The 22,338-nt window shown below is 69.4% G+C and carries 20 protein-coding genes and 5 tRNA genes; 10 read left to right on the top strand and 15 right to left on the bottom strand.

Annotated elements, in window-relative coordinates:
• Window positions 1-61 precede the first annotated feature (61 nt).
• The 3 genes from G9272_RS31475 to leuC form a co-directional block, all read right to left on the bottom strand.
• Window positions 62-292 carry a hypothetical protein gene (locus G9272_RS31475; RefSeq protein WP_028806672.1) on the bottom strand — a complete coding sequence of 77 codons (231 nt, stop codon included), beginning with the start codon at window positions 290-292 and terminating at the stop codon, window positions 62-64.
• 275 nt (window positions 293-567) lie between these two features.
• The gene (leuD, locus tag G9272_RS31470) at window positions 568-1,161 is read right to left on the bottom strand and encodes a 3-isopropylmalate dehydratase small subunit (RefSeq protein WP_171399630.1); all 594 of its coding nucleotides are present in this window, start codon (window positions 1,159-1,161) and stop codon (window positions 568-570) included.
• A gap of 6 nt (window positions 1,162-1,167) precedes the next feature.
• A complete protein-coding gene (gene leuC / locus G9272_RS31465; RefSeq protein WP_171399629.1) occupies window positions 1,168-2,598 on the bottom strand; it encodes a 3-isopropylmalate dehydratase large subunit in 1,431 nt (476 codons plus the stop codon).
• Between the two features lie 189 nt (window positions 2,599-2,787).
• On the opposite strand from leuC, the gene ndgR reads away from it, so the two are divergent.
• The gene (gene ndgR / locus G9272_RS31460) at window positions 2,788-3,504 is read left to right on the top strand and encodes an IclR family transcriptional regulator NdgR (RefSeq protein ID WP_028806673.1); all 717 of its coding nucleotides are present in this window, start codon (window positions 2,788-2,790) and stop codon (window positions 3,502-3,504) included.
• A gap of 154 nt (window positions 3,505-3,658) precedes the next feature.
• On the opposite strand, the gene G9272_RS31455 is transcribed toward ndgR, so the two are convergent.
• Complete coding sequence (locus G9272_RS31455) at window positions 3,659-4,153, bottom strand: DUF4188 domain-containing protein (protein WP_171399628.1); 495 nt, start codon at window positions 4,151-4,153, stop codon at window positions 3,659-3,661.
• A 38-nt stretch (window positions 4,154-4,191) separates the two neighbouring features.
• Here G9272_RS31455 and G9272_RS31450 point away from each other — a divergent pair, with 38 nt between their 5' ends.
• Window positions 4,192-4,836, top strand: a complete 645-nt coding sequence (locus G9272_RS31450; protein WP_171399627.1) for a MerR family transcriptional regulator — start codon at window positions 4,192-4,194, stop codon at window positions 4,834-4,836.
• A gap of 70 nt (window positions 4,837-4,906) precedes the next feature.
• Here the strand turns inward: G9272_RS31450 and G9272_RS31445 are convergent.
• The 9 genes from G9272_RS31445 to G9272_RS31405 form a co-directional block, all read right to left on the bottom strand.
• Window positions 4,907-4,979, bottom strand: a tRNA-Glu gene (locus G9272_RS31445).
• A 28-nt stretch (window positions 4,980-5,007) separates the two neighbouring features.
• A tRNA-Gln gene (locus G9272_RS31440) sits at window positions 5,008-5,079 on the bottom strand.
• Window positions 5,080-5,099: 20 nt separating this feature from the next.
• Window positions 5,100-5,172, bottom strand: a tRNA-Glu gene (locus G9272_RS31435).
• Window positions 5,173-5,234: 62 nt separating this feature from the next.
• Window positions 5,235-5,307, bottom strand: a tRNA-Glu gene (locus tag G9272_RS31430).
• Between the two features lie 42 nt (window positions 5,308-5,349).
• Window positions 5,350-5,421: transfer RNA gene (locus G9272_RS31425), tRNA-Gln, on the bottom strand.
• Window positions 5,422-5,514: 93 nt separating this feature from the next.
• Window positions 5,515-6,243 carry an HAD family hydrolase gene (locus G9272_RS31420; protein WP_171399626.1) on the bottom strand — a complete coding sequence of 243 codons (729 nt, stop codon included), beginning with the start codon at window positions 6,241-6,243 and terminating at the stop codon, window positions 5,515-5,517.
• 96 nt (window positions 6,244-6,339) lie between these two features.
• Window positions 6,340-7,824, bottom strand: a complete 1,485-nt coding sequence (gene gltX / locus G9272_RS31415; RefSeq protein ID WP_171399625.1) for a glutamate--tRNA ligase — start codon at window positions 7,822-7,824, stop codon at window positions 6,340-6,342.
• Window positions 7,817-8,602, bottom strand: a complete 786-nt coding sequence (locus tag G9272_RS31410) for a fumarylacetoacetate hydrolase family protein (protein ID WP_020128759.1) — start codon at window positions 8,600-8,602, stop codon at window positions 7,817-7,819. The genes gltX and G9272_RS31410 overlap by 8 nt, the downstream gene beginning before the upstream one ends.
• Window positions 8,603-8,749: 147 nt before the next feature.
• Complete coding sequence (locus G9272_RS31405) at window positions 8,750-8,938, bottom strand: hypothetical protein (RefSeq protein ID WP_171399624.1); 189 nt, start codon at window positions 8,936-8,938, stop codon at window positions 8,750-8,752.
• Window positions 8,939-9,539: 601 nt separating this feature from the next.
• On the opposite strand from G9272_RS31405, the gene G9272_RS31400 reads away from it, so the two are divergent.
• From G9272_RS31400 to G9272_RS31365, 8 genes are all read left to right on the top strand, one after another.
• Window positions 9,540-13,307, top strand: coding sequence for a sensor histidine kinase (locus G9272_RS31400; RefSeq protein ID WP_171399623.1), 3,768 nt, complete (start codon window positions 9,540-9,542; stop codon window positions 13,305-13,307).
• A gap of 9 nt (window positions 13,308-13,316) precedes the next feature.
• Window positions 13,317-13,730 carry a roadblock/LC7 domain-containing protein gene (locus tag G9272_RS31395; RefSeq protein WP_020128762.1) on the top strand — a complete coding sequence of 138 codons (414 nt, stop codon included), beginning with the start codon at window positions 13,317-13,319 and terminating at the stop codon, window positions 13,728-13,730.
• A gap of 112 nt (window positions 13,731-13,842) precedes the next feature.
• Window positions 13,843-14,241: a DUF742 domain-containing protein gene (locus G9272_RS31390; protein ID WP_009190816.1), complete on the top strand. Its 399-nt coding sequence runs from the start codon at window positions 13,843-13,845 to the stop codon at window positions 14,239-14,241.
• Complete coding sequence (locus G9272_RS31385) at window positions 14,222-14,797, top strand: GTP-binding protein (protein WP_054239771.1); 576 nt, start codon at window positions 14,222-14,224, stop codon at window positions 14,795-14,797. Before G9272_RS31390 ends, G9272_RS31385 begins: the two co-directional genes overlap by 20 nt.
• Before the next feature lie 376 nt (window positions 14,798-15,173).
• The gene (locus G9272_RS31380; protein ID WP_171399622.1) at window positions 15,174-18,482 is read left to right on the top strand and encodes a sensor histidine kinase; all 3,309 of its coding nucleotides are present in this window, start codon (window positions 15,174-15,176) and stop codon (window positions 18,480-18,482) included.
• Between the two features lie 10 nt (window positions 18,483-18,492).
• Window positions 18,493-18,906: a roadblock/LC7 domain-containing protein gene (locus tag G9272_RS31375; protein WP_037737006.1), complete on the top strand. Its 414-nt coding sequence runs from the start codon at window positions 18,493-18,495 to the stop codon at window positions 18,904-18,906.
• Window positions 18,907-19,001: 95 nt separating this feature from the next.
• Complete coding sequence (locus tag G9272_RS31370) at window positions 19,002-19,589, top strand: DUF742 domain-containing protein (protein ID WP_028807404.1); 588 nt, start codon at window positions 19,002-19,004, stop codon at window positions 19,587-19,589.
• Window positions 19,570-20,151: a GTP-binding protein gene (locus tag G9272_RS31365; protein WP_054239772.1), complete on the top strand. Its 582-nt coding sequence runs from the start codon at window positions 19,570-19,572 to the stop codon at window positions 20,149-20,151. The genes G9272_RS31370 and G9272_RS31365 overlap by 20 nt, the downstream gene beginning before the upstream one ends.
• Before the next feature lie 159 nt (window positions 20,152-20,310).
• On the opposite strand, the gene G9272_RS31360 is transcribed toward G9272_RS31365, so the two are convergent.
• Both G9272_RS31360 and G9272_RS31355 read right to left on the bottom strand, forming a co-directional pair.
• Window positions 20,311-20,502, bottom strand: coding sequence for an acyl-CoA carboxylase subunit epsilon (locus tag G9272_RS31360; protein ID WP_171399621.1), 192 nt, complete (start codon window positions 20,500-20,502; stop codon window positions 20,311-20,313).
• A 67-nt stretch (window positions 20,503-20,569) separates the two neighbouring features.
• On the bottom strand, window positions 20,570-22,174 hold the full coding sequence (locus tag G9272_RS31355) for an acyl-CoA carboxylase subunit beta (protein WP_171399620.1): 1,605 nt from the start codon (window positions 22,172-22,174) through the stop codon (window positions 20,570-20,572).
• Window positions 22,175-22,338: the final 164 nt, after the last annotated feature.

The raw sequence follows: 22,338 nt of genomic DNA, 5'->3' as shown, positions 1-22,338 counted from the left end.
TCAAACACGAAACGGGCTAATCACCCTTGTGCCGCAACGAAATCGGCTGCTCCGGAGACGATCAACGCTCCCCTTCGGGCATTCGCCCCTCGTCGAGGTCCGCCATGAACCGCTCCAGACGCCTTGTCGCATCGGCGAGATCGTGCTTGGCCGCGGCCGTAATGACCAGCAGCTTCCGGGTCAGCGCCATCCGTACGCCCTCCGGGACTTGCAGTGCACGCACTCTTGTGTGCGCTTCCTTGAGCTGGTTCGCGACCGCCGTATAGAGCTCGAGTTGGCCGTCGTGTTCCATGCACAGATTGTGCCATCTGGGGCGAGTTGTCGCCCGCCCAGGGGGCAACTGCCGCCTCAAACGGCCGCCCCGGCACTTCCGGCGGTCGCTTCCGCACAAGGCGCGTACCCCGGCAACAACCCCTCTAACGTGGGAAGTTGGGAGGAAGGGCGAAGATTCACGGGGCCGAACGGGTGCAGACACAGCCGTACCCCCGATCGGACCGATCGGGGGTACGGCGGGGGTGTCGCGGTGGCCGAAACTCGACCTGCTCAGGGCCTTCTCGGGCCCCGGGGTCAGAGCTGGAGCGTCCTCGGCTTGTACGTCGGGCGCTTGGCCTCGTAGGTGGCGATGTCGCCCTCGTTCTGGAGGGTGATGGAGATGTCGTCCAGCCCGTTCAGCAGCCGCCAGCGGGAGTTCTCGTCCAGCTCGAAGGAGGCGGTGACGCCCTCGGCCCGCACCTCACGCGCCTCGAGGTCCACCGTGATCTCGGCCTGCGGGTCCTTCTCGGTGAGTTCCCACAGCGCGTCCACGATCTTCTGCTCCAGAACCACCGTGAGCAGGCCGTTCTTCAGCGAGTTACCCCGGAAGATGTCGGCGAAGCGGGACGAGATCACGGTCTTGAAGCCGTAGTTCTGGAGTGCCCAGACGGCGTGCTCACGGGAGGAACCGGTGCCGAAGTCGGGGCCGGCGACCAGAACGCTCGCGCCCTGCCGCTCGGGGCGGTTGAGGACGAAGGTCTCGTCCTTGCGCCAGGCCTCGAACAGCCCGTCCTCGAACCCGTCCCGCGTGACCTTCTTGAGCCAGTGAGCAGGGATGATCTGGTCGGTATCGACGTTGGAGCGACGCAGCGGGACGGCCCGGCCGGTGTGCGAGATGAATGCTTCCATGACTGATCAGACTCCAGCGGGCGTACGGGTCTCGGCGTCGGACAGGTCGGCCGGGGAGGCCAGGTGGCCCAGGACGGCCGTGGCGGCCGCGACCTGCGGCGACACCAGGTGCGTACGACCGCCCTTGCCCTGCCGGCCCTCGAAGTTGCGGTTGGAGGTGGACGCGGAGCGCTCACCCGGCGCCAGCTGGTCGGGGTTCATGCCGAGGCACATCGAGCAGCCCGCGTGCCGCCATTCGGCGCCGGCCTCCTTGAAGACGACGTCCAGACCCTCGGAGACGGCCTGGAGACCGACCCGCACCGAGCCGGGGACGACCAGCATCCGTACGCCGTCGGCGACTTTGCGGCCCTCGACGATGGCGGCGGCGGCCCGCAGGTCCTCGATCCGACCGTTGGTGCACGAACCTACGAAGACGGTGTCCACGTTGATGGAGCGCAGCGGCTGCCCGGCCTCCAACCCCATGTATTCCAGGGCCTTTTCGGCGGCGTGGCGCTCCGAAGCGTCTTCGTACGAAGCAGGGTCGGGGACGGCGGCCGAAAGCGGCGCGCCCTGACCGGGGTTGGTGCCCCAGGTGACGAACGGCGACAGCGCGGCACCGTCGATGACGACCTCGGCGTCGAACTCGGCGTCCTCGTCCGTCTTCAGCGTCTTCCAGTACTCGACCGCCGCGTCCCAGTCCGCGCCTTCGGGGGCGTGGTCGCGGCCCTCGATGTACGCGAAGGTGGTCTCGTCGGGGGCGATCATGCCCGCGCGGGCGCCGGCCTCGATCGACATGTTGCAGATGGTCATCCGGGCCTCCATCGAGAGCTTCTCGATGGCGGAGCCCCGGTACTCCAGAATGTAGCCCTGGCCGCCGCCGGTACCGATCTTGGCGATGATCGCCAGGATCAGGTCCTTGGCGGTCACGCCGTCGGCCAGCTCACCCTCGACCGTGATCGCCATGGTCTTGGGGCGGGCCAGCGGCAGCGTCTGGGTGGCCAGCACGTGCTCGACCTGCGAGGTGCCGATGCCGAACGCCAGCGCGCCGAACGCGCCGTGCGTGGAGGTGTGGGAGTCGCCGCAGACGACGGTGGTGCCGGGCTGGGTCAGACCCAGCTGCGGGCCGACGACGTGCACGACGCCCTGCTCGACATCGCCGAGCGGATGCAGCCGCACGCCGAAATCGGCGCAGTTCTTGCGCAGCGTCTCCAGCTGGGCGCGCGAGACCGGGTCGGCGATCGGCTTGTCGATGTCGAGGGTCGGGGTGTTGTGGTCCTCGGTCGCGATGGTGAGGTCGAGACGGCGCACCGGGCGGCCGTTCTGCCGCAGCCCGTCGAAGGCCTGCGGGCTGGTCACCTCGTGCAGGAGGTGCAGATCGATGAAGAGGAGGTCGGGCTCGCCCTCGGCGCGCCGGACGACGTGGTCGTCCCAGACCTTCTCCGCGAGTGTCCTACCCATCGCTTTCCCTCCGGCCGGCAATGACGCACCGGCCCAACTAGAGATCTTGTGGAGGCGACGCCCGTTGCCCCTGTTCCCGGGCACCCGCCGCCAGGCCCGTTGGTCCGCGGGCCACCATGCGTCCAAGGGTTGCGCGTCTCACGGAAAAATGAACTTGCGTTTCACAGAGTGAGACGGGAGTATCGTTGCATGGACAACAGTAGCGGCGTCGGCGTTCTGGACAAGGCAGCCCTTGTCCTGAGCGCCCTGGAGTCCGGTCCGGCCACCCTCGCAGGCTTGGTCGCTGCCACCGGACTCGCTCGACCCACGGCTCACCGACTGGCCGTGGCTTTGGAACACCACCGTATGGTGGCGCGCGACATGCAGGGCCGTTTCATCCTCGGCCCGCGCCTGGCCGAGCTGGCCGCGGCCGCCGGCGAGGACCGCCTCCTCGCCACCGCCGGCCCGGTGCTGACGCATCTGCGTGACATCACGGGCGAGAGCGCGCAGCTCTACCGCCGCCAGGGCGACATGCGCATCTGCGTGGCCGCGGCGGAACGCCTGTCCGGCCTTCGGGACACGGTCCCGGTCGGTTCCACGCTGACGATGAAGGCCGGTTCCTCGGCCCAGATCCTCATGGCCTGGGAGGAACCCGAGCGTCTGCACCGCGGCCTCCAGGGCGCCCGCTTCACGGCGACGGCCCTGTCGGGCGTACGGCGCCGCGGCTGGGCCCAGTCCATCGGTGAGCGCGAGCCGGGCGTCGCGTCCGTGTCGGCTCCCGTCCGCGGCCCCTCCAACCGCGTGGTGGCCGCCGTCTCCGTCTCGGGCCCCATCGAGCGCCTGACCCGCCACCCCGGCCGCATGCACGCCCAGGCGGTCATCGACGCGGCGGGCCGCCTCTCCGAGGCCCTGCGCCGCACCGGCTGACGCCAGGAGGAAAGGGCAGCCTCAACGCCGCGGCGGCCCTTTCCCGTACGGCAAGGTCACTCACCCCAGGGGCGCGGGGCTGTGCCGATGTGCGGCTCCGCCGCGCGGGCGCGACAAGCCACGACGGACCGCACCCGACACACGGCAGAAGCCCTCACGGCGCGGACCGATACGAGAATCGGTCCTTCGCATACCGCCCCCGCCGCTCCAACGGCACCTGCCCATGAGCGGCCGCGAGGCCGAACGCCGGCATATCCCCGTAGATCGCCTCGTACGACCCCTCCGGCACGACATACGTCTCGTGCCAGATCCCCACGTGCCCCCGCATCTTCCCGCCCCGCTCCATGCGGTTGATTTTCGCCCACGCCTCGTGGTGGAACGCGTCGGGCGCGCTCGCGTAGGCGTACAGCTTCTCCTTCGACTCCCAGTACTGGACGACGTAGTACGTCCGCGGCGAGGCCGTCAGGAGCACCCGGGAGAGCAGACCGCGGCCCGGATCCTTCTTCAGCTCCGCCAGCATGCGGAACATCGCCAGCATGACCGGCACCCACTGGTGCACGGCCCAGAAGTGGTTGACGCGCATCCCGATCAGCAGGACGACCACGTCTCCCCGGGCGTCCGCGGTGGTGCGGTTGGCTGTGAAGGGCATGCTTGGATAGTGCCGCTAACCAATGAAGGGCACAAGGCATGCGGCTGGCCGAACTGAGCGAACGCAGCGGTGTGTCCACCGCGACGATCAAGTACTACCTGCGCGAGGGGCTCGTGCCGCCCGGCCGCCAGGTGAACGCCAGGACCGCCGAGTACGACGACGAGCATCTGCGCCGGCTGCGTCTGGTGCGGGCGATGATCCAGGTGGGCGGGCTGCCGGTGGCCACGGTCCGCGATGTGCTCGGCCACGTCGACGACGAGTCCCTGGGCCGCACGATCCGGCTCGGCGCGGCCCTGTGGGCGCTGCCGCAGGTCCCCGAGCCGGACGCGGAGGACGAGTACGTGCGCGCCGCCCACCTGGAGGCGGACGAACTGCTGGGCACCCTGGGCTGGTCGAACGCCCGGCTGCTGACGACCATCTCCCCCGCCTACCGCTCGCTGGTGGTGGCGGTGGCCGCGCTGCGCCGGCTCGGCTACGACTGGAACGCCGAACTTCTCGTGTCCTACGCCCGGTTGATGCACCGGGCCGCCGTGCTGGACCTGGACTTCGTGGAGACCCGGGAGTCGGAACCGGAGCGGATCGAGGCGGCGGTGCTGGGCGCGATCCTCGTCGAGCCGATGATGCAGGCGCTGCACCGGCTGGCGCAGGAGGAGGAGTCGGCGCGGCGGTACGGCTTCGAATGAGGCCGGACACACCAGAAGAGTCCGGATACGCGGAAAGCCCCCCGCCGAAGCGAGGGGCTTTCCGATCACGTACCCCCGACCGGATTCGAACCGGCGCTACCGCCTTGAGAGGGCGGCGTGCTAGGCCGCTACACAACGGGGGCCTAAATCATGCGTTTCCGCAGATCAGAGCTGGTCTACCAGGACTCGAACCTAGAATGACGGTACCAGAAACCGTAGTGTTGCCAATTACACCATAGACCAAGGTGATTCAATGAAAAGCGTACCCCCGACCGGATTCGAACCGGCGCTACCGCCTTGAGAGGGCGGCGTGCTAGGCCGCTACACAACGGGGGCCCTAGCGATCCTGCATCGAGGTGAGAGGGAGCTACCCGAGCTCTCCTCGCGGGAAGGATCTGTACCCCCGACCGGATTCGAACCGGCGCTACTGCCTTGAGAGGGCAGCGTGCTAGGCCGCTACACAACGGGGGCTTCGTGGAGTAGATCTCCACAGGCGCAGATAAGCTCTGCGAGCTGGCCTACCTGGACTCGAACCAAGACTAACTGAACCAGAATCAGTCGTGCTGCCAATTACACCATAGGCCACTGGAACGCAAGCCCCGTAGGGGTTCTTGTTCTAGCGTTGCTCCTCCGGTTTTCCGGCCTTTCGGCCCGCTCCCCGGCGGCGCAGGAAGAACATTACCCGAAGGTGGACCGGGCTCCAAAACGGGTATCGGGGCCGAGGATCGCGGGCAGTTCGGCGAGCGAGACGATCCGGTGGCGTCCGGACGGGAGCTCGACAGTGGCCGTGCCGTAGCGATCGATCCACACGGAGAGCAGCCCGGCGTCGGCGGCGCCCCGTCCGTCGATCTCCGGATGGTCACCGACGTAGGCCACCTGGTGCGGGGCCAGCGACAGGGCCTCGCAGGCCGCGAGGAAGGCGCCGGCCTCCGGCTTGGAGACGCCCAGTTCCGCCGCGCACAGGATGACCTCGAAGCGGTCGTGGACGCCGAGGGCGCGCAGCTTGTGGTCCTGGACGTGGATGCTGGAGTTGGAGAGCACGGCGTGGCGGTGGCTGGCGGCGAGGCCGTCGAGCACGGGCAGGACGTCCGGGAAGAGCGACCAGGCCGCCTCGTAGTGCGCGTGGTACCGCAGGAGCCAGTCGTCGGCCTCCGCGTCGGCCATCTCTCGGTCCAGGAACGCCCGTACCCGGTCCCGGCGCTGGTCCTCGAAGGTGATCCCGCCCGCCGAGAACCGGGCCCAGTGCTCTTCGGTGACCTCCCGCCACCGCGCGAGCCCCTCCTCCGCGGTACCGAACCGGTCGAGCAGCCCCTCGGCCGTCAGATAGGACCGCATGCCCTCACGGTCGGCGGTCGTGTAGTCGAAGAGGGTGTCGTCCACGTCCCAGACCACGGCGAGGATGCTCATGATCCAACGGTAACGCGGAGGCGGTCGCCCTGTCCGGGAGATGCCGAAGGGGCGGCACCCGGGACACCGGGCGCCGCCCCTCGGGCGCGGCTGAGGCTACGCGGCGAGCTTCGCCAGGGCCGCGTCGACGCGGGCCAGCGTCTTCTCCTTGCCCAGGATCTCCAGGGACTCGAAGAGCGGCAGGCCGACCGTGCGGCCGGTGACGGCGACGCGGACCGGCGCCTGGGCCTTGCCGAGCTTGAGGCCGTGCGCCTCGCCGGCGGCCAGAACGGCCTCCTTCAGGGACTCGGCCGAGGTCCAGTCGGCCGCCGCCAGCTTCTCGCGGGCCGTCGTGAGCAGTGCGTCGCTGCCCTCCTTCATCGCCTTCGTCCAGCTGGCCTCGTCGAAGACCGGCTCCGGGAGGAAGAGGAAGTCGACGTTGTCGGTGATCTCCGACAGCACCTTCAGACGGGTCTGGGCGTGCGGGGCGATCGCCTGCCACTTGGTCTCGTCGAAGTCCTCCGGGGCCCAGGCGGCGAAGGGGGCCTTCAGCCACGGGCGGCAGCGCTCCGTGAAGTCCTTCACGTCCAGCAGCCGGATGTGGTCGGCGTTGATCGCCTCGCACTTCTTCAGGTCGAAGCGCGCCGGGTTGGGGTTGACGTCCGCGATGTCGAAGGCCGCGGTCATCTCGGCCATCGTGAAGATGTCCTGGTCGGCCGAGAGCGACCAGCCGAGCAGCGAGAGGTAGTTGAGCAGGCCCTCGGGGAGGAAGCCGCGCTCGCGGTAGAGGTTGAGCGAGGACTCCGGGTCCCGCTTCGACAGCTTCTTGTTGCCCTCGCCCATCACGTACGGCAGGTGACCGAAGTGCGGGGTCCCCTGGGCGATGCCCAGTTCGGTCAGCGCCTTGTAGAGGGCGATCTGGCGGGGGGTCGAGGAGAGCAGGTCCTCACCGCGCAGGACGTGCGTGATCTCCATCAGTGCGTCGTCCACCGGGTTGACCAGCGTGTACAGCGGGGCGCCGTTCGCGCGGACGATGCCGAAGTCGGGCACGTTCTCCGGGGTGAACGTCAGCTCGCCGCGGACCAGGTCCGTGAAGGTGATCGTCTCGTCGGGCATGCGGAAGCGGACGATCGGGGTGCGGCCCTGGGCCCGGTACTCCGCCACCTGCGCCTCGGTGAGGTCGCGGCAGTGGCCGTCGTAGCCGGAGGGCCGGCCGGCGGCGCGGGCGGCGTCGCGGCGGGTGTCCAGCTCCTCCTGGGAGCAGTAGCAGTGGTAGGCGTGGCCGGCGTCGAGGAGCTTGCGGGCGACGTCGGCGTAGAGGTCCATGCGCTGCGACTGGCGGTACGGCGCGTGCGGGCCGCCGACCTCGGGGCCCTCGTCCCAGTCGAAGCCCAGCCAGCGCAGCGAGTCCAGGAGCTGGTTGTAGGACTCCTCGGAGTCACGGGCCGCGTCGGTGTCCTCGATGCGGAAGACCAGCGTGCCCTGGTGGTGCTTGGCGAACGCCCAGTTGAACAGGGCGGTGCGGACCAGGCCCACGTGGGGGTTACCGGTGGGCGAGGGACAGAAACGGACGCGTACGGGGGAGCCGGGTGCGCTAGCCACGCTTGACAACCTTGTTGGTGAGAGTGCCGATGCCTTCGATGGTGACGGCGACCTCGTCGCCGACGACCAGGGGGCCTACCCCTGCCGGGGTGCCCGTGAGGATCACGTCGCCGGGGAGCAGCGTCATGGCCTCGGTGATGTTGACGATCAGATCCTCGATCGAGTGGATCATCTCGCTGGTGCGGCCGAGCTGCCGTTGCTGCCCGTTGACCGTCAACTGGACGGTGAGGTCGCCCGCGGTCTCGAGGTCCAGGCCGGTCTCCACCCAGGGGCCCAGCGGGCACGAGGTGTCGAAGCCCTTGGCCCGGGCCCACTGTTTCTCGCGCTTCTGGACGTCGCGGGCGGTGACGTCGTTCGCGCAGGTGTAGCCGAAGATCACGTCCTTGACGCGCTCGCGGGGGACCTCGCGGCAGAGCCGGCCGATGACCACGGCGAGCTCGGCCTCGTGATGGACCTCCTCGGAGAAGGCCGGGTACTGGATGGCGTCGCCGGGGCCGATCACCGAGGTGGACGGCTTGAAGAAGGCGAACGGGGCGTCCGGCACCTCGTTGCCCAGCTCGCGCGCGTGTTCGGCGTAGTTGCGGCCGAAGGCCACGACCTTGTTGGGCAGGACGGGCGGGAGCAGCCGGACCTTGCTCAGCGGCACCTTGGTGCCGGAGAGCTCGAAGTCCGTGAACGGGATGCCCTTGATGATGTCGAGGACGAGCTCGTCCGGCTTGTCGCCCTCGACCGCGCCGAAGGCGACGTTCCCGTCGATGGAGAACCTGGCGATGCGCACGGGTTGGTTGGCCCCTTGACTGAGCTGGCTGGAGTGTGACGCCCCAGGCTAACGCGGAAGGGCGCCCCCGGCCGGGGACGCCCTTGACATCCGTGGGTGGCCGCCTTGAGCATTCGGCGGCCGGTGCCCGTATCTCCGCGTGAAGATCTACTCCGCGACGGAGGCTGCCACCGGCACCTCCATGAGGATGGTGCGCTTGGGGTTCGCAGTCTGGGCGGGAAGTTCGACGGAGTGCTCCTGCTGCTCCGGGAGCTGGAGTTCGTCGGCGTCCGTGAGGTGCGCCAGGGTCGTACGCCGAGGGTTGGCGATCTTGTGGAACATCGTCGTCGTCTTCACTGTTGTACGTGACCCTGTCGTTTCGGGCGTCCGGGAAACCCTCAAGGGCCTCCGCACAGACGCGGTTTGTCGGATGTGCCATCCCTGTAAAGCGTCAGGCTAAACACGCGATTCCCGGTGAAGACGTGAAGGTCGCATGATCAGCGTGTGAGTTTGCTCACGAATCACTGGGCAAAGCGGTCATTTCCGACTGTCGGATGACCATTACGAAACGGACATAGGCCACCTGAAGCGCTCATTCCGCTCCTGATCATGGCGACTGGGACACGGGTCGACCGCCACCCCTTCACCCCCTTATGTCCGCCTTATATGGGATCGGTTTCTACATCCCGTAACTTGACCCTCACGTCGTGTCACGGATGTCACAGCCTGGCCAACGGGCCTTGTTGGAGATCCTGCACTGTGCTGGAATTCCTCGGACCGCCGCGGGATCGAGCCGGCGCACAGAGGGCGCTCAGCGCGCCCGGTGGCGGCGAGACAGGGGGAGCCAGCGCCGGTTACTCACGACCAATTGGGGGGCGTATTCAGGACGCCCCTCAACACGCCGACACCGTCCTTCCGTTCACGCGGAGGGGCGCCTGGTCCAGAGGTTGCGACGCTAGTGCAGGGACGTTTCAAGAGGGATGGCAGCGCTTCGGCCGAGCCGGAGCCGCACGGCGGGACTGGCCCGATGGCAGTCGGCTCCTCGCCCCAGCACGCCCAGAACCCGGGCCCCAATCCGTCCGGCGACGGCGGTGAGCGCTCCGGGCGTCCCGGTGCGTCCGCGTCACCGAGTTCTCCTCCCCCGGCTCCGACGAAGCCACCGACCGGCCCCAGCGGCCCCGGCCCCCGGGTGGCGCTGCGCAACTGGCGCATCTCCACGCGTCTGGTGGCGCTGCTGACCCTGCCCGTGGTCGCGGCCACCTCGCTGGGCGCGCTGCGCATCAACCAGTCGATGGACGACATCCAGCAGCTCGACAACATGAAGCTGCTGACGGACATGACGAAGCAGGCCACCGACCTGGCCGTCGCGCTCCAGGACGAGCGCGACCGCTCGGCCGGCCCGCTGGCACACAACGGCAAGGCGACCGACCCCGGTATCAAGGGTTTCCGCGAGAAGACGGACCGCGCGCTGAGCGCCTTCCAGGACTCGTCGGAGGAGATCGACGGCGCCACCGCGGACGGCAACCTCCAGGGCGTCCGGGACAGCCTCGTCGGCCTGCTGAGCGACCTGGGCAACCTCGCCAAGGTCCGTACGACGGCCTACGCGGAGAAGGACAACTCCACCCAGACGGTGGAGGCCTACCACCGCCTCATCACCAGCCTGCTCGACCTCTCGCAGGACATGGCGCAGGCCACGAGCAACCCGGAGATGATCCAGCGCACGCGTGCGCTGGCCGCCTTCTCCTCCGCCAAGGAGTACGCCTCAGTCCAGCGCGCCGTGCTCGCGGCGGCGCTGCCGGTGAGCAACACCGTCTACGGCGACCTCTCCGAGAACGACCGGCAGTACGCCGAGGCCGCGCTCGAGAACCAGGAGTCCGAGCTCGCGAGTTTCCGCAGCATCTACGGCAACGGCGACGCGGAGGAGCTGCTGAAGCCGGTCGAGCTGGGCAACCCGGTCATCGAGGACGCCGACACCTACGCCAACCGGGCGCTCAGCTCGCCCAACGGCCTGGAGTCGCTGGACAAGCAGTCGTACCAGGACTGGATCGACGCCAGCTCCACCAAGATCAAGCAGATGAACAACATCGAGCTCACGCTGCTCGAGGACATGGAGCAGAAGGCGCGTGAGCTGCGCGCCGAGTCGGAGCGCGAGGCGATCATCTCCGGTGCGCTCATCCTGCTCGTGCTCGGTGTCTCGCTGGTCGGCGCGTTCGTCGTCGCCCGGTCCATGATCCGTTCGCTGCGCCGCCTCCAGGAGACCGCCACCAAGGTCGCCCAGGACCGGCTGCCCGAGCTGGTCAAGCAGCTGTCCGAGTCCGACCCGCAGGACGTCGACACGTCCGTGGAGTCGGTCGGTGTGCACTCCCGGGACGAGATCGGCCAGGTGGCCGCGGCCTTCGACGACGTGCACCGCGAGGCGGTCCGCCTCGCCGCCGAGCAGGCCCTGCTGCGGGGCAACGTCAACGCGATGTTCACCAACCTCTCGCGCCGCTCCCAGGGTCTGATCCAGCGCCAGCTGTCGCTGATCTCCGAACTGGAGTCCCGCGAGGCCGACCCGGACCAGCTGTCCTCGCTCTTCAAGCTCGACCACCTCGCGACCCGCATGCGCCGTAACGGTGAGAACCTCCTCGTCCTCGCGGGTGAGGAGCCCGGCCGTCGCTGGACCCGTCCGGTCCCGCTGGTCGACGTGCTGCGTGCCGCCGCGTCCGAGGTGGAGCAGTACGAGCGCATCGAACTGGCCTCCGTGCCGACCACCGAAGTGGCCGGCCGGGTCGTCAACGACCTCGTGCACCTCCTCGCCGAGCTGCTCGAGAACGCCACCTCGTTCTCCTCCCCGCAGACCAAGGTCAAGGTCACCGGTCACGCGCTGCCCGACGGCCGCGTCCTGATCGAGATCCACGACACCGGTATCGGCCTCTCCCCCGAGGACCTCGCCGCGATCAACGAGCGGCTCGCCTCGCCGCCCACCGTGGACGTGTCGGTCTCCCGACGCATGGGTCTGTTCGTGGTCGGTCGTCTGTCGCAGCGGCACGGCATCCGCATCCAGCTGCGTCCCTCCGACTCCGGTGGCACGACCGCGCTGGTCATGCTGCCGGTGGACGTCGCCCAGGGCGGCAAGAAGCCTCAGCCCAAGCCCGGCCAGAGCAGCGTCGCGGGCGGTCCCGCCGCCGCGCAGGCCGCCGCGGGCGTCGCCGCCGCGCGTCGCCAGAACGGCTCGCAGAACGGTTCGCAGGGCGGTGCCCTCGGCTCCGGTCCCGGCGCCGGTGGCCGGCTCGCCGCCGGTCAGGGCCCCCGGGCCGCGCTGCCCGGCCGTGACGGCGGTGGCCGTCCCGGTGGTCAGCCGCCGCGCGGACCGCAGCAGCCTCCGGCCTCCCCCCAGCAGGGCCGACCGGCTCCGGCCGGTGCGGGTTCCGGCTTCGGCGGCCAGGCGCCGGGCGCGCCGCAGGGTCTCCAGGCGGCCGGTACGGCCTCCCAGGGTGTGGACATGTTCGGCGGACGTCAGACGCCGCAGCGGGGCAACAAGGCCGATCAGGGCGGCCGCGGCCGTCAGCCGCAGCTGCCGCCGCGCGGTGGTCCGCGCGCCGAGCTGCCGGGCGGCAACCCGCAGCCGCGGGTGACCAGCTGGGGCGACGAGAACGCCCAGCCTCCGGTCCCGCGCAGCCCGCTGGACGCCCCGCGCGGTCACGAGGAGCCGGACGTCGCTCAGACGTCGCGCATCCCGCGCTTCGACGACCGGCAGGGTCCCGGCGCCACCGCCGAGATACCGGCGATCCCGCGCAGCGACGACCGCCAGAGCCCGGCGGGCCCCGCCGACTTCGGCCGTCCCGTCGCGAACGGTCTCCAGAGCACGAGCCAGTTCCCGGCCGTGGGCAACCCCCAGACGGGTCCGGGCGGACGGCAGGATGCCGGCCAGTTCCAGCGTCCGGGCACGAACGGCCGACAGGACACGGGTCAGTTCCAGCGCCCCGGTACCAGCGGCCAGCAGGACGAGAACGGCTTCACCCGGTCCGACGTCTTCGGTGCCCCGGGCGGCCAGAACACCCCGGCGGCTCCGAACCAGTTCGCTCCGCAGGCGTACGACAACGGCTCCACCGGCCAGTTCGCCGCACCCGGCTACGACGGCTCCTCGACCGGTCAGCACTCACTGCCCGGCCGCCAGGACCCCTCGTCCACCGGCCAGTTCGCCGCTCCGCAGTCGGGTGGCTACGGCACCCCGGCGCAGCCGACCGGCCCCCAGCGTCCGGTCGGGCGTCCCGAGCCGGAGGCACTGCCGCCGGCGGGTCCCGGTGACGGCCGTACCCCGCTCTACGACACGCTGGAGACCAACTGGTTCCACGGTCAGCAGGCGGGCGGTGCGGCCCAGGCTCCGCAGCAACAGCAGCACCAGGAGCCGCAGGCTCCGGCTGCCCCCCAGCGTCCCGCCGCCGCCAATGCCTCCTGGCGCACCTCGCCGAACGACGAACTCGTCCGGCAGGCCGAGCGGGTCAGGCAGCCGGCCGCGGGCGGCGTCACCACATCCGGCCTGCCGCGCCGGGTGCCCAGGGCGAACCTCGTCCCGGGCACGGCTCAGCAGCAACAGCACCAACCCGGTCCGCAGGTCTCGCGTGCGCCTGACGACGTACGCGGCCGACTGACCAATCTCCGTCGGGGCATCGCGCAGGGTCGTCAGGCCGGCAACGGTCAGACCGGCAGTTTCCCGAGCCCCACTCACCAGCAGGAGCGTTAGTTGAGTCAGATGAGCCAGGCGGCACAGAACCTGAACTGGTTGATCACCAACTTCGTGGACAACACCCCTGGGGTGTCCCACACCGTTGTCGTGTCCGCCGACGGGCTCCTGCTCGCGATGTCCGAGGGCTTCCCACGCGACCGTGCCGACCAGTTGGCGGCCGTCGCGTCGGGGCTGACCTCGCTGACGGCCGGCGCCTCCCGGATCTTCGAAGGCGGCAGCGTCGCGCAGACCGTCGTCGAGATGGAACGAGGGTTCCTCTTCCTCATGTCCGTCTCGGACGGCTCGTCGCTCGCCGTTCTCGCACACCCCGAGTGCGACATCGGCCTCGTCGGCTACGAGATGACTCTCCTCGTCGACCGCGCGGGCGCGGTCCTCACGCCCGACCTGCGCGCCGAACTCCAGGGCAGTCTGCTCCACTGACCCGCCCCAGCACTACCCGCCTCACGAAATCACCGTCCGGCCGACACAATCCCCCCACCGGCCTCGACGGACGGCACGACTGACCGCGAATGCTGTCCCGCCCGGAGGATCCATGACCCCGCCCACCGCCCATCATGATCCGTACGCGGAGCCGTACGGGGATGAGGGCGACCAGCCGCTGGTGCGTCCGTACGCGATGACCGGCGGTCGGACGCGGCCGCGCTATCAGCTCGCCATCGAGGCACTGATCAGCACCACGGCCGACCCGGCAGCGCTCATGGGGCTGCTCCCGGAGCACCAGCGCATCTGCCATCTGTGCCGCGAGGTGAAGTCGGTCGCGGAGGTCTCGGCTCTCCTGGCCATGCCGCTGGGGGTGGCGCGGATCCTGGTCGCGGACCTCGCCGAGGCCGGACTGGTGGCCATCCACCAGCCGGGCGGCGACGAGAACAACGGCGGCGCTCCGGACGTGACGCTGCTCGAAAGGGTGCTCAGTGGACTTCGCAAGCTCTGACGGGGGGCGGGCCACCACCTCCGCGAAGATCGTGGTGGCGGGCGGCTTCGGCGTGGGCAAGACCACGTTCGTGGGCGCCGTCTCCGAGATCAACCCGCTGCGCACGGAGGCCGTGATGACGTCCGCGAGCGCGGGCATCGACGACCTCACCCACACCGGGGACAAGACCACCACCACGGTGGCCATGGACTTCGGCCGTATCACGCTCGACCAGGACCTGATCCTCTACCTGTTCGGTACGCCGGGTCAGGACCGGTTCTGGTTCATGTGGGACGACCTGGTGCGCGGCGCGATCGGCGCGATCGTCCTGGTGGACACCCGCCGTCTCGCCGACTGCTTCCCTGCGGTCGACTACTTCGAGAACAGCGGCCTGCCGTTCGTCGTCGCCCTCAACGGCTTCGACGGCTCGCAGCCGTACCAGCCGGAAGAGGTGCGCGAGGCGCTCCAGATCGGACCGGACACCCCGATCATCACGACGGACGCCCGGCACCGCTCGGACGCCAAGAGCGCCCTGATCACGCTGGTCGAGCACGCGCTGATGGCGCGACTGCGGTAACTTTCAAGCACCCGGTGCCGTACGGCGGTTGTCGTAGACGCTCTGGAGCCGACTGTGGCCTTTGACACGGTCGGCTCCGGTGTTCATAACGTTTCGGCAGTGGAATCCACAGGAACCGACACGCGTCGCGGTCGCTTGGTCTCACTGCGCGTACGAAAGCCCCGCCTTTTGGCGGGGCTCGTTCTTTTTGACCGTTTTATCTGGGGCTTACATCACATCGAACCAGCGCTTTCCCATGTTTGGAAGAGCGCTGGTCGTCGTGCTGGAATGCCTGAACTGCCCAATAGTCAATGACGTACTCATGGTCGATGGCTGACCGGGCTCTGAGACACTGCGGCACGACGAAGGTGCCGACCGCCGAGAGGTTGTTGGTCGAGTGAGGCGAAGCAAGCAAAGTCCCGAGCCGGCGGCCCGGGGCAACTTCACCCCGCCGCCGCGCGGAGCGGCGCCCGCCCCTGTGCCCGGTTCGGAGCCGGCGTCCGCACCCGCGAAGAGCGGCGGCCGCCTCTCCCCGCGGAACTGGCGGGTGCCCACCCGGCTGAACGCGATCCTGCTCATACCCGTGGTGGTCGGCCTGGTCATGGGCGGCTTCCAGGTGAAGAACTCGATCGACACCTGGCAGGAGGCCCGCGACGCCGAGAAGACGGCGAAGATCGTGGCCGCCGCCGGCGAGTACGCCGAGGCCCTGCTCAACGAGCGGGACATCAGCGCCCAGCCGCTGCTCCAGTCCAAGAAGGACGACTCCGACGTCAAGGCGGCCCGCGCCACCACCGACGCGAAGGCCACCGCCTTCCACGACGAGGTCGTCGGGATGCCGGACAAGGAAGGCCTCAAGCGCCGTCTGAAGCTGGTGGAGGAGGCCGAGCCGACTCTGACGAAGATTCGCGCCGCCGCCTACACCAAGGCCCTGGACCCGGTGAAGACCGAAGAGGGCTACGTCGCGGTCGAGCACCTGCTGATGGAGTTCTCCAACGAACTCGGCCTCGGCACCGGCAACATCACCGCCTACGGCCGCACCGTCTACGCGGTCGCCCTGGCCAAGGGCGCCGAGTCGCTCCAGCGCTCGATCGGCATGCACCTGCTGGTCCGGCCCAGCCCCGACGAGACGGTCTTCCGCCAGCAGCTCACCGCCTTCACCTCGTACGCCTATCTCGAGGGCATCGCCCAGCAGGAGTACGTCTCCGGTGGCACCACCGAGGACGCCGCGCGGCTCACCGAGGTCATGAAGGAGAAGACCGAGGAGGGCGCGCAGCAGGCCGCCGACGCGAAGGCCAAGGCCGACGCCGCGGGTGAGGACTTCACCGCGCCGCCGACCATGGACAAGATGATCCAGGCGATCGCCAGCGGTCAGTCTCCGTCGAAGCTCGCCGAGCAGGGCGTCACCGCCAAGGCCTGGATGACGGCCGCGACGCTGAAGTTCGAGGGCTACAGCCAGGTCGAGAGCGAACTCATCGACCGGGCGGTCACCGACGCCGGTGAGATCGCCTCCGACGCGCAGCGCGACGCCATCATCAACGGCGCCATCGTCATCATCGCCCTGCTCGCCGCGTTCATCGTCGCCAGTCTCATGGCCCGCCAGATGAGCCAGGCCATGCGCCAGCTGCGCAACGCCGCCTTCGGCATCGCCGAGCAGCGGCTGCCGATGCTGGTCGACCAGCTCTCACGCACCGACCCGGGCCGGGTGGACACCCGCGTCCAGCCGATCCCCATCAACACCAGGGACGAGATCGGCGAAGTCGCCCGCGCCTTCGACCAGGTCCACCGCGAGGCCGTCCGACTGGCCGCCGAGCAGGCTCTGCTCCGGGGCAACATCAACGCGATCTTCACCAACCTCTCGCGCCGCAACCAGTCCCTGATCGAGGGCCAGCTGACCCTGATCACCGAGCTGGAGAACAACGAGGCCGACCCGGACCAGCTGGAGAACCTCTTCCGCCTGGACCACCTCGCCACCCGTATGCGCCGCAACGGCGAGAACCTCCTGGTCCTCGCCGGCGAGGAGCCCGGCCGCCGCTGGGACCAGCCGGTCCCGCTGGTCGACGTGCTGCGCGCCGCCTCCTCCGAGGTGGAGCAGTACGAGCGCATCGAGCTGTCGGGCGTCCCGGAGGCCGAGATCCACGGCCGCGCCGTGACCGACCTCGTGCACCTGCTCGCCGAGCTTCTGGAGAACGCGACGACGTTCTCCTCCCCGCAGACCAAGGTCCGGGTCACCGCGACCCGTCTTCCCGACGGCCGCGTGATGATCGAGATCCACGACAAGGGCATCGGCCTCACCGCCGAGGACTTCGCGGACATCAACCACAAGCTGGCCAACCCGCCGACGGTGGACGCCGCGATCTCGCAGCGCATGGGCCTGTTCGTGGTCGGCCGGCTGTCCGACCGGCACGGTATCCGCGTCCAGCTGCGCCCCTCGGGCGAGCAGGCCGGCACCACCTCGCTGGTCATGCTGCCGGACGCCATCACCCACGGTGGTGGCGGCGAACAGCAGCAGCCGCGCGACGAGTTCACCGTCTCGCAGATCATCCCGGAGCAGAACTACGGCGGTGGCGGCGAGGACTTCAACAACGGTCTGCCGATGCGCACCGCCGCGGAGCTCGGCTTCGACGACAGCCAGTACGAGGTCCCCGACGACATCCGTGACCTGGACCCGGTGGGCCGCTCGCTGATGCGCGAGGAACGCCGTGCGGCCCTGGAGACCCAGTCGGGCCAGCCGGGTCAGCCGACCGGGCAGCAGTCCGCCGAGGGCTTCGACGCACCCCGTCAGCAGCAGTCGTACGACGCCGGGCAGAACGGCTACGACCCCGCCCAGCAGGGTGCCGGGGCCGGCTACGACAACAGTGCGACCGGGTACGCCGAGCAGCCCGCCGCGTTCGACCAGCAGACGTCGTACGAGGAGCAGCAGCGCCCGGCGTACGACGACCAGTACTTCGCGCCGAACGGTGGCATGCCGCAGGGCGAGTCGTTCTCCGGCAACGGCGGCCTTCCGCAGAACGACGGATTCGCGTCGAACGGCGGTTACCCGGACCCCGCGTATGCGGAGCCCGGCCGGGAGGAGCGGACGGCGGCCCCCGCCGCCGCGTCCGAGGGCTTCCAGCCGTACCAGGAGCAGCAGTCCTACCAGGACGACTGGCCCCAGCAGAACGGCCACACCAACGGTTACCAGAACGGCTACCAGGACCAGTACGCTCCGGAAGCGGAATCCGCGCAGGCCGCTGACGCGGGTGAGCAGAACCGCGTAGGCTTCGACCGTCCGGGACCGACCTCCTCCGCCTCCCACGCGCTGACCGACGCCGGTCTCCCCCGCCGCGGCTCCGCCGCAAGCGGTGCGAACGGCGCCCGGCCCGCGAAGCAGGAGCCGGCGGCCTCCCCCGCGGAGAGCAACGGCGGCGGCGACTCCTGGCGCTCGGCCAACGACGAGCGCTGGCAGCAGGCCTCCGCTCTGAAGAAGCCCAAGGCGGGTGGGGTCACCTCCTCCGGCCTGCCGCGGCGGGTGCCCAAGGCCAATCTGATCGAGGGCGCCGCCGAGACCACCCCCCAGGGAGGCCCTCAGGTCTCCCGCGCCCCGGAGGACGTCCGAGGCAGGTTGAGCAACCTGCGTCGGGGCGTCCAGCGCGGACGCAACGCAGGCAGCAGTGAAACGAACGGCCAGGGCCTCGGTCCTGACAGCACCTACAACCAGGAGCGTTAGTGTGAGCCCGATGAGCCAGGCGGCACAGAACCTGAACTGGGTGATCACCAACTTCGTGGACAACACCCCGGGGGTGTCCCACACGGTGGTGGTCTCCGCCGACGGACTCCTTCTGGCGATGTCCGAAGGCTTCCCCCGCGACCGGGCCGACCAGCTCGCGGCCGTGGCCTCCGGTCTGACGTCCCTGACGGCAGGCGCCTCCCGGATCTTCGAGGGAGGCAGCGTGAACCAGACGGTTGTGGAGATGGAGCGGGGATTCCTCTTCCTCATGTCCATCTCCGACGGTTCCTCGCTCGCGGTTCTTGCGCATCCCGAGGCGGACATCGGCCTCATTGGGTACGAGATGGCCCTTCTGGTGGACCGAGCGGGTTCGGTCCTGACCCCTGACCTTCGTGCGGAGCTCCAAGGGAGCCTTCTCAACTAACAAACGAACGGTGCGTATTGGCGTCCCGAGGCCGTAGGGTTTCGGGACGCGGCTTCCACGTGATGGGTGCCAGGCACATCGGAGGAGGAGAGAGAGTGGCAACACCCCCAGGCGGATCGAATTCGGGCAACTGGTCGTACGGCCCTGCCCAGGGCCAGGGCGACGGTTCCCAGAACCCGAACCGTTACAACTTCCCCTCCGCGCCCAGCCAGCAGCGGCCGTACACGCCCCAGGGTCCGCAGGGTCCCGGGCCGTCACCGTACGACCAGCCGTCGGCCCCGCGCATCCAGCCCGTACAGCCGCACCGCCGCACCCCGGAGCCGGCGCCCGCGGGGGCGTCGAACAACCCGCTGGTGCGTCCGTACGCCATGACCGGTGGCCGGACCCGCCCGCGTTACCAGCTCGCCATCGAGGCGCTGGTGCACACCACTGCGCAGCCGCACCAGATGCAGGGCCAACTGCCCGAGCATCAGCGGATCTGCAACCTCTGCCGAGAGATCAAGTCGGTCGCCGAGATCTCGGCACTGCTGACCATCCCTCTCGGCGTGGCCAGGATCCTCGTCGCCGACTTGGCGGAGGCGGGACTGGTCGCCATCCATCAGCCCGGCGGCGACGAGAGCGCCGGCGGCCAGCCAGACGTGACACTGCTCGAAAGGGTGCTCAGTGGACTTCGCAAGCTCTAGCGGGGGTCCGTCCCGCTCCACCACTTCCGCGAAGATCGTGGTGGCGGGCGGCTTCGGCGTGGGCAAGACCACGTTCGTCGGGGCTGTTTCGGAGATCAATCCGCTGCGCACCGAGGCCGTCATGACGTCCGCGTCGGCGGGGATCGACGACCTCACCCACACGGGGGACAAGACGACCACCACGGTCGCCATGGACTTCGGCCGTATCACCCTGGACCAGGACCTGATCCTGTACCTCTTCGGTACGCCGGGTCAGGACCGGTTCTGGTTCATGTGGGACGACCTGGTGCGCGGCGCGATCGGCGCGATCGTGCTCGTGGACACCCGCCGTCTCGCCGACTGCTTCCCTGCGGTCGACTACTTCGAGAACAGCGGCCTGCCGTTCGTCGTCGCCCTCAACGGCTTCGACGGCTCGCAGCCGTACCAGCCGGACGAGGTCCGCGAGGCCCTTCAGATCGGCCCCGACACTCCGATCATCACGACCGACGCCCGCCACCGCGCGGACGCCAAGTCGGCGCTGATCACGCTCGTGGAGCACGCGCTGATGGCCCGGCTCCGGTAGCACCGGCCGCAGACAGCCGAAAGGCCCCCTCCACCCGGAGGGGGCCTTCGCCGTTGCGCGGTGCTGCCGGGCGGCGGGCGGGGTGCCGACCGACCGGAATGCCGACCGACAGAGAAGGGCCCCTCCGGGTGGAGGGGCCCTTCTCCGCGTCGTACGGGTTCAGTGCCAGCTGTGCGGGGCGCGGAAGCCGCCCTCGCGCTCCAGGCGGCGCCAGCCGGCCTTGGGGCGGCCTCGGTGGGTCTCGACGGGGGACGACTGGGCAGCCGCGCGGGCCAGGAGGATCGCCGTGATGGCGGCGACTTCCTCGGGCTCGGCGTGGCCCTTCTCGACGCGGATGTCGGGAGCGTTCATGGGTGCAAGTCTCCGTGGATGAGGTTTCCGCAGGGGATCCAGTGGGTTACCCGTTGGATCTGCCGGGTTACTGCGGGGGGTTGCCGTGCTTGCGCGAGGGCAGGTCCGCGTGCTTCGACTGGAGCATGGCCAGCGACTTGATGAGTACCTCGCGGGTCTCGGCGGGGTCGATGACGTCGTCGACCAGGCCGCGTTCCGCCGCGTAGTACGGGTGCATCAGCTCGGACTTGTACTCCTTGACCATGCGGGCCCGCATGGCCTCGGGGTCCTCGGCCTCGGCGATCTGACGCCGGAAGATGACGTTGGCGGCACCTTCGGCGCCCATCACGGCGATCTCGTTCGTCGGCCAGGCGTAGGTGAGGTCGGCGCCGATGGACTGGCTGTCCATGACGATGTAGGCACCTCCGTAGGCCTTGCGCAGGATCAGGGAGATCCGCGGCACGGTCGCGTTGCAGTAGGCGTAGAGCAGCTTCGCTCCGTGCCGGATGATTCCGCCGTGCTCCTGGTCGACGCCCGGGAGGAATCCGGGGACGTCCAGGAAGGTGACGATCGGGATATTGAAAGCGTCACACATCTGGACAAAGCGCGCAGCTTTTTCCGACGCCTCGATGTCCAGGACACCGGCGAGGGCCTGCGGCTGGTTGGCCACGATGCCGACGACCTGGCCGTCGAGCCGGGCCATCGCGCAGATGATGTTGCGGGCCCAGCGCTCGTGGATCTCCACGTACTCGCCGTCGTCGACGATCTCCTCGATGACCTTGGTCATGTCGTACGGACGGTTGCCGTCCGCCGGGACCAGGTCGAGCAGGACGTCGCCGCGACGGTCGGCCGGGTCGCTGGACTCGGCGCGCGGCGGGTTCTCGCGGTTGTTCTGCGGGAGCAGCGAGAGGAGGTAGCGGACCTCCGCGATGCAGGTCTCCTCGTCGTCGTACGCGAAGTGGCAGACGCCGGAGGTCTCGGCGTGCACGTCGGCGCCGCCGAGGCCGTTCTGGCTGATCTCCTCGCCGGTGACGGCCTTGACCACGTCCGGCCCGGTGATGAACATCTGCGAGGTCTCGCGGACCATGAAGACGAAGTCGGTGAGGGCGGGGCTGTAGGCCGCGCCGCCCGCGCACGGGCCCAGCATGACCGAGATCTGCGGGATCACCCCGCTCGCCCTGGTGTTGCGCTGGAAGATGCCGCCGTAGCCGGCGAGGGCGGAGACGCCCTCCTGGATACGGGCGCCGGCGCCGTCGTTGAGCGAGACCAGCGGGGCACCGGCCGCGATGGCCATGTCCATGATCTTGTGGATCTTCGTGGCGTGGGCCTCGCCCAGCGCGCCGCCGAAGATACGGAAGTCATGGGCGTAGACGAAGACCGTACGGCCCTCCACCGTGCCCCAACCGGTGATCACACCGTCGGTGAACGGCTTCTTGGCCTCCAGGCCGAACCCGGTCGCCCGGTGCCGGCGCAGCTGCTCGACCTCCTGGAAGGACCCCGGGTCGAGGAGCAGCTCGATCCGCTCCCGGGCGGTCAGCTTGCCCTTGGCGTGCTGCGCCTGGGTCGCCTTCTCGCTCGGGCCGGCCAGCGCCTGGGCACGGATCTCGTGCAGCTCGGCCACGCGGCCGCGCGCATCCGTGGGTTCCGAAGGCTCTGCGATCGGCTCGCCCGTCGTCTCTTCCAAAACGGTCATGTAGTGACCTTACGAAGCCCACCAAGGAAAGAGGGACGTCGACTCCGTACAGTCTCCGGAGCGTTTTCCTGGTAGCCCTGAACAGAACCGGGCAGGCATGCAGCCGTTCCGACTGCTCAGAGGGGCCGGGGCTTGTAGGGGTCACACAAACCCCGGGACTGAGA

The sequence above is a fragment of the Streptomyces asoensis genome, from assembly GCF_013085465.1.
GTDB classification, from domain to species: Bacteria; Actinomycetota; Actinomycetes; order Streptomycetales; family Streptomycetaceae; genus Streptomyces; species Streptomyces cacaoi_A.
Note: the sequence above shows the minus strand (reverse complement) of the source record. Positions and strands in the feature narration are given on the sequence as shown.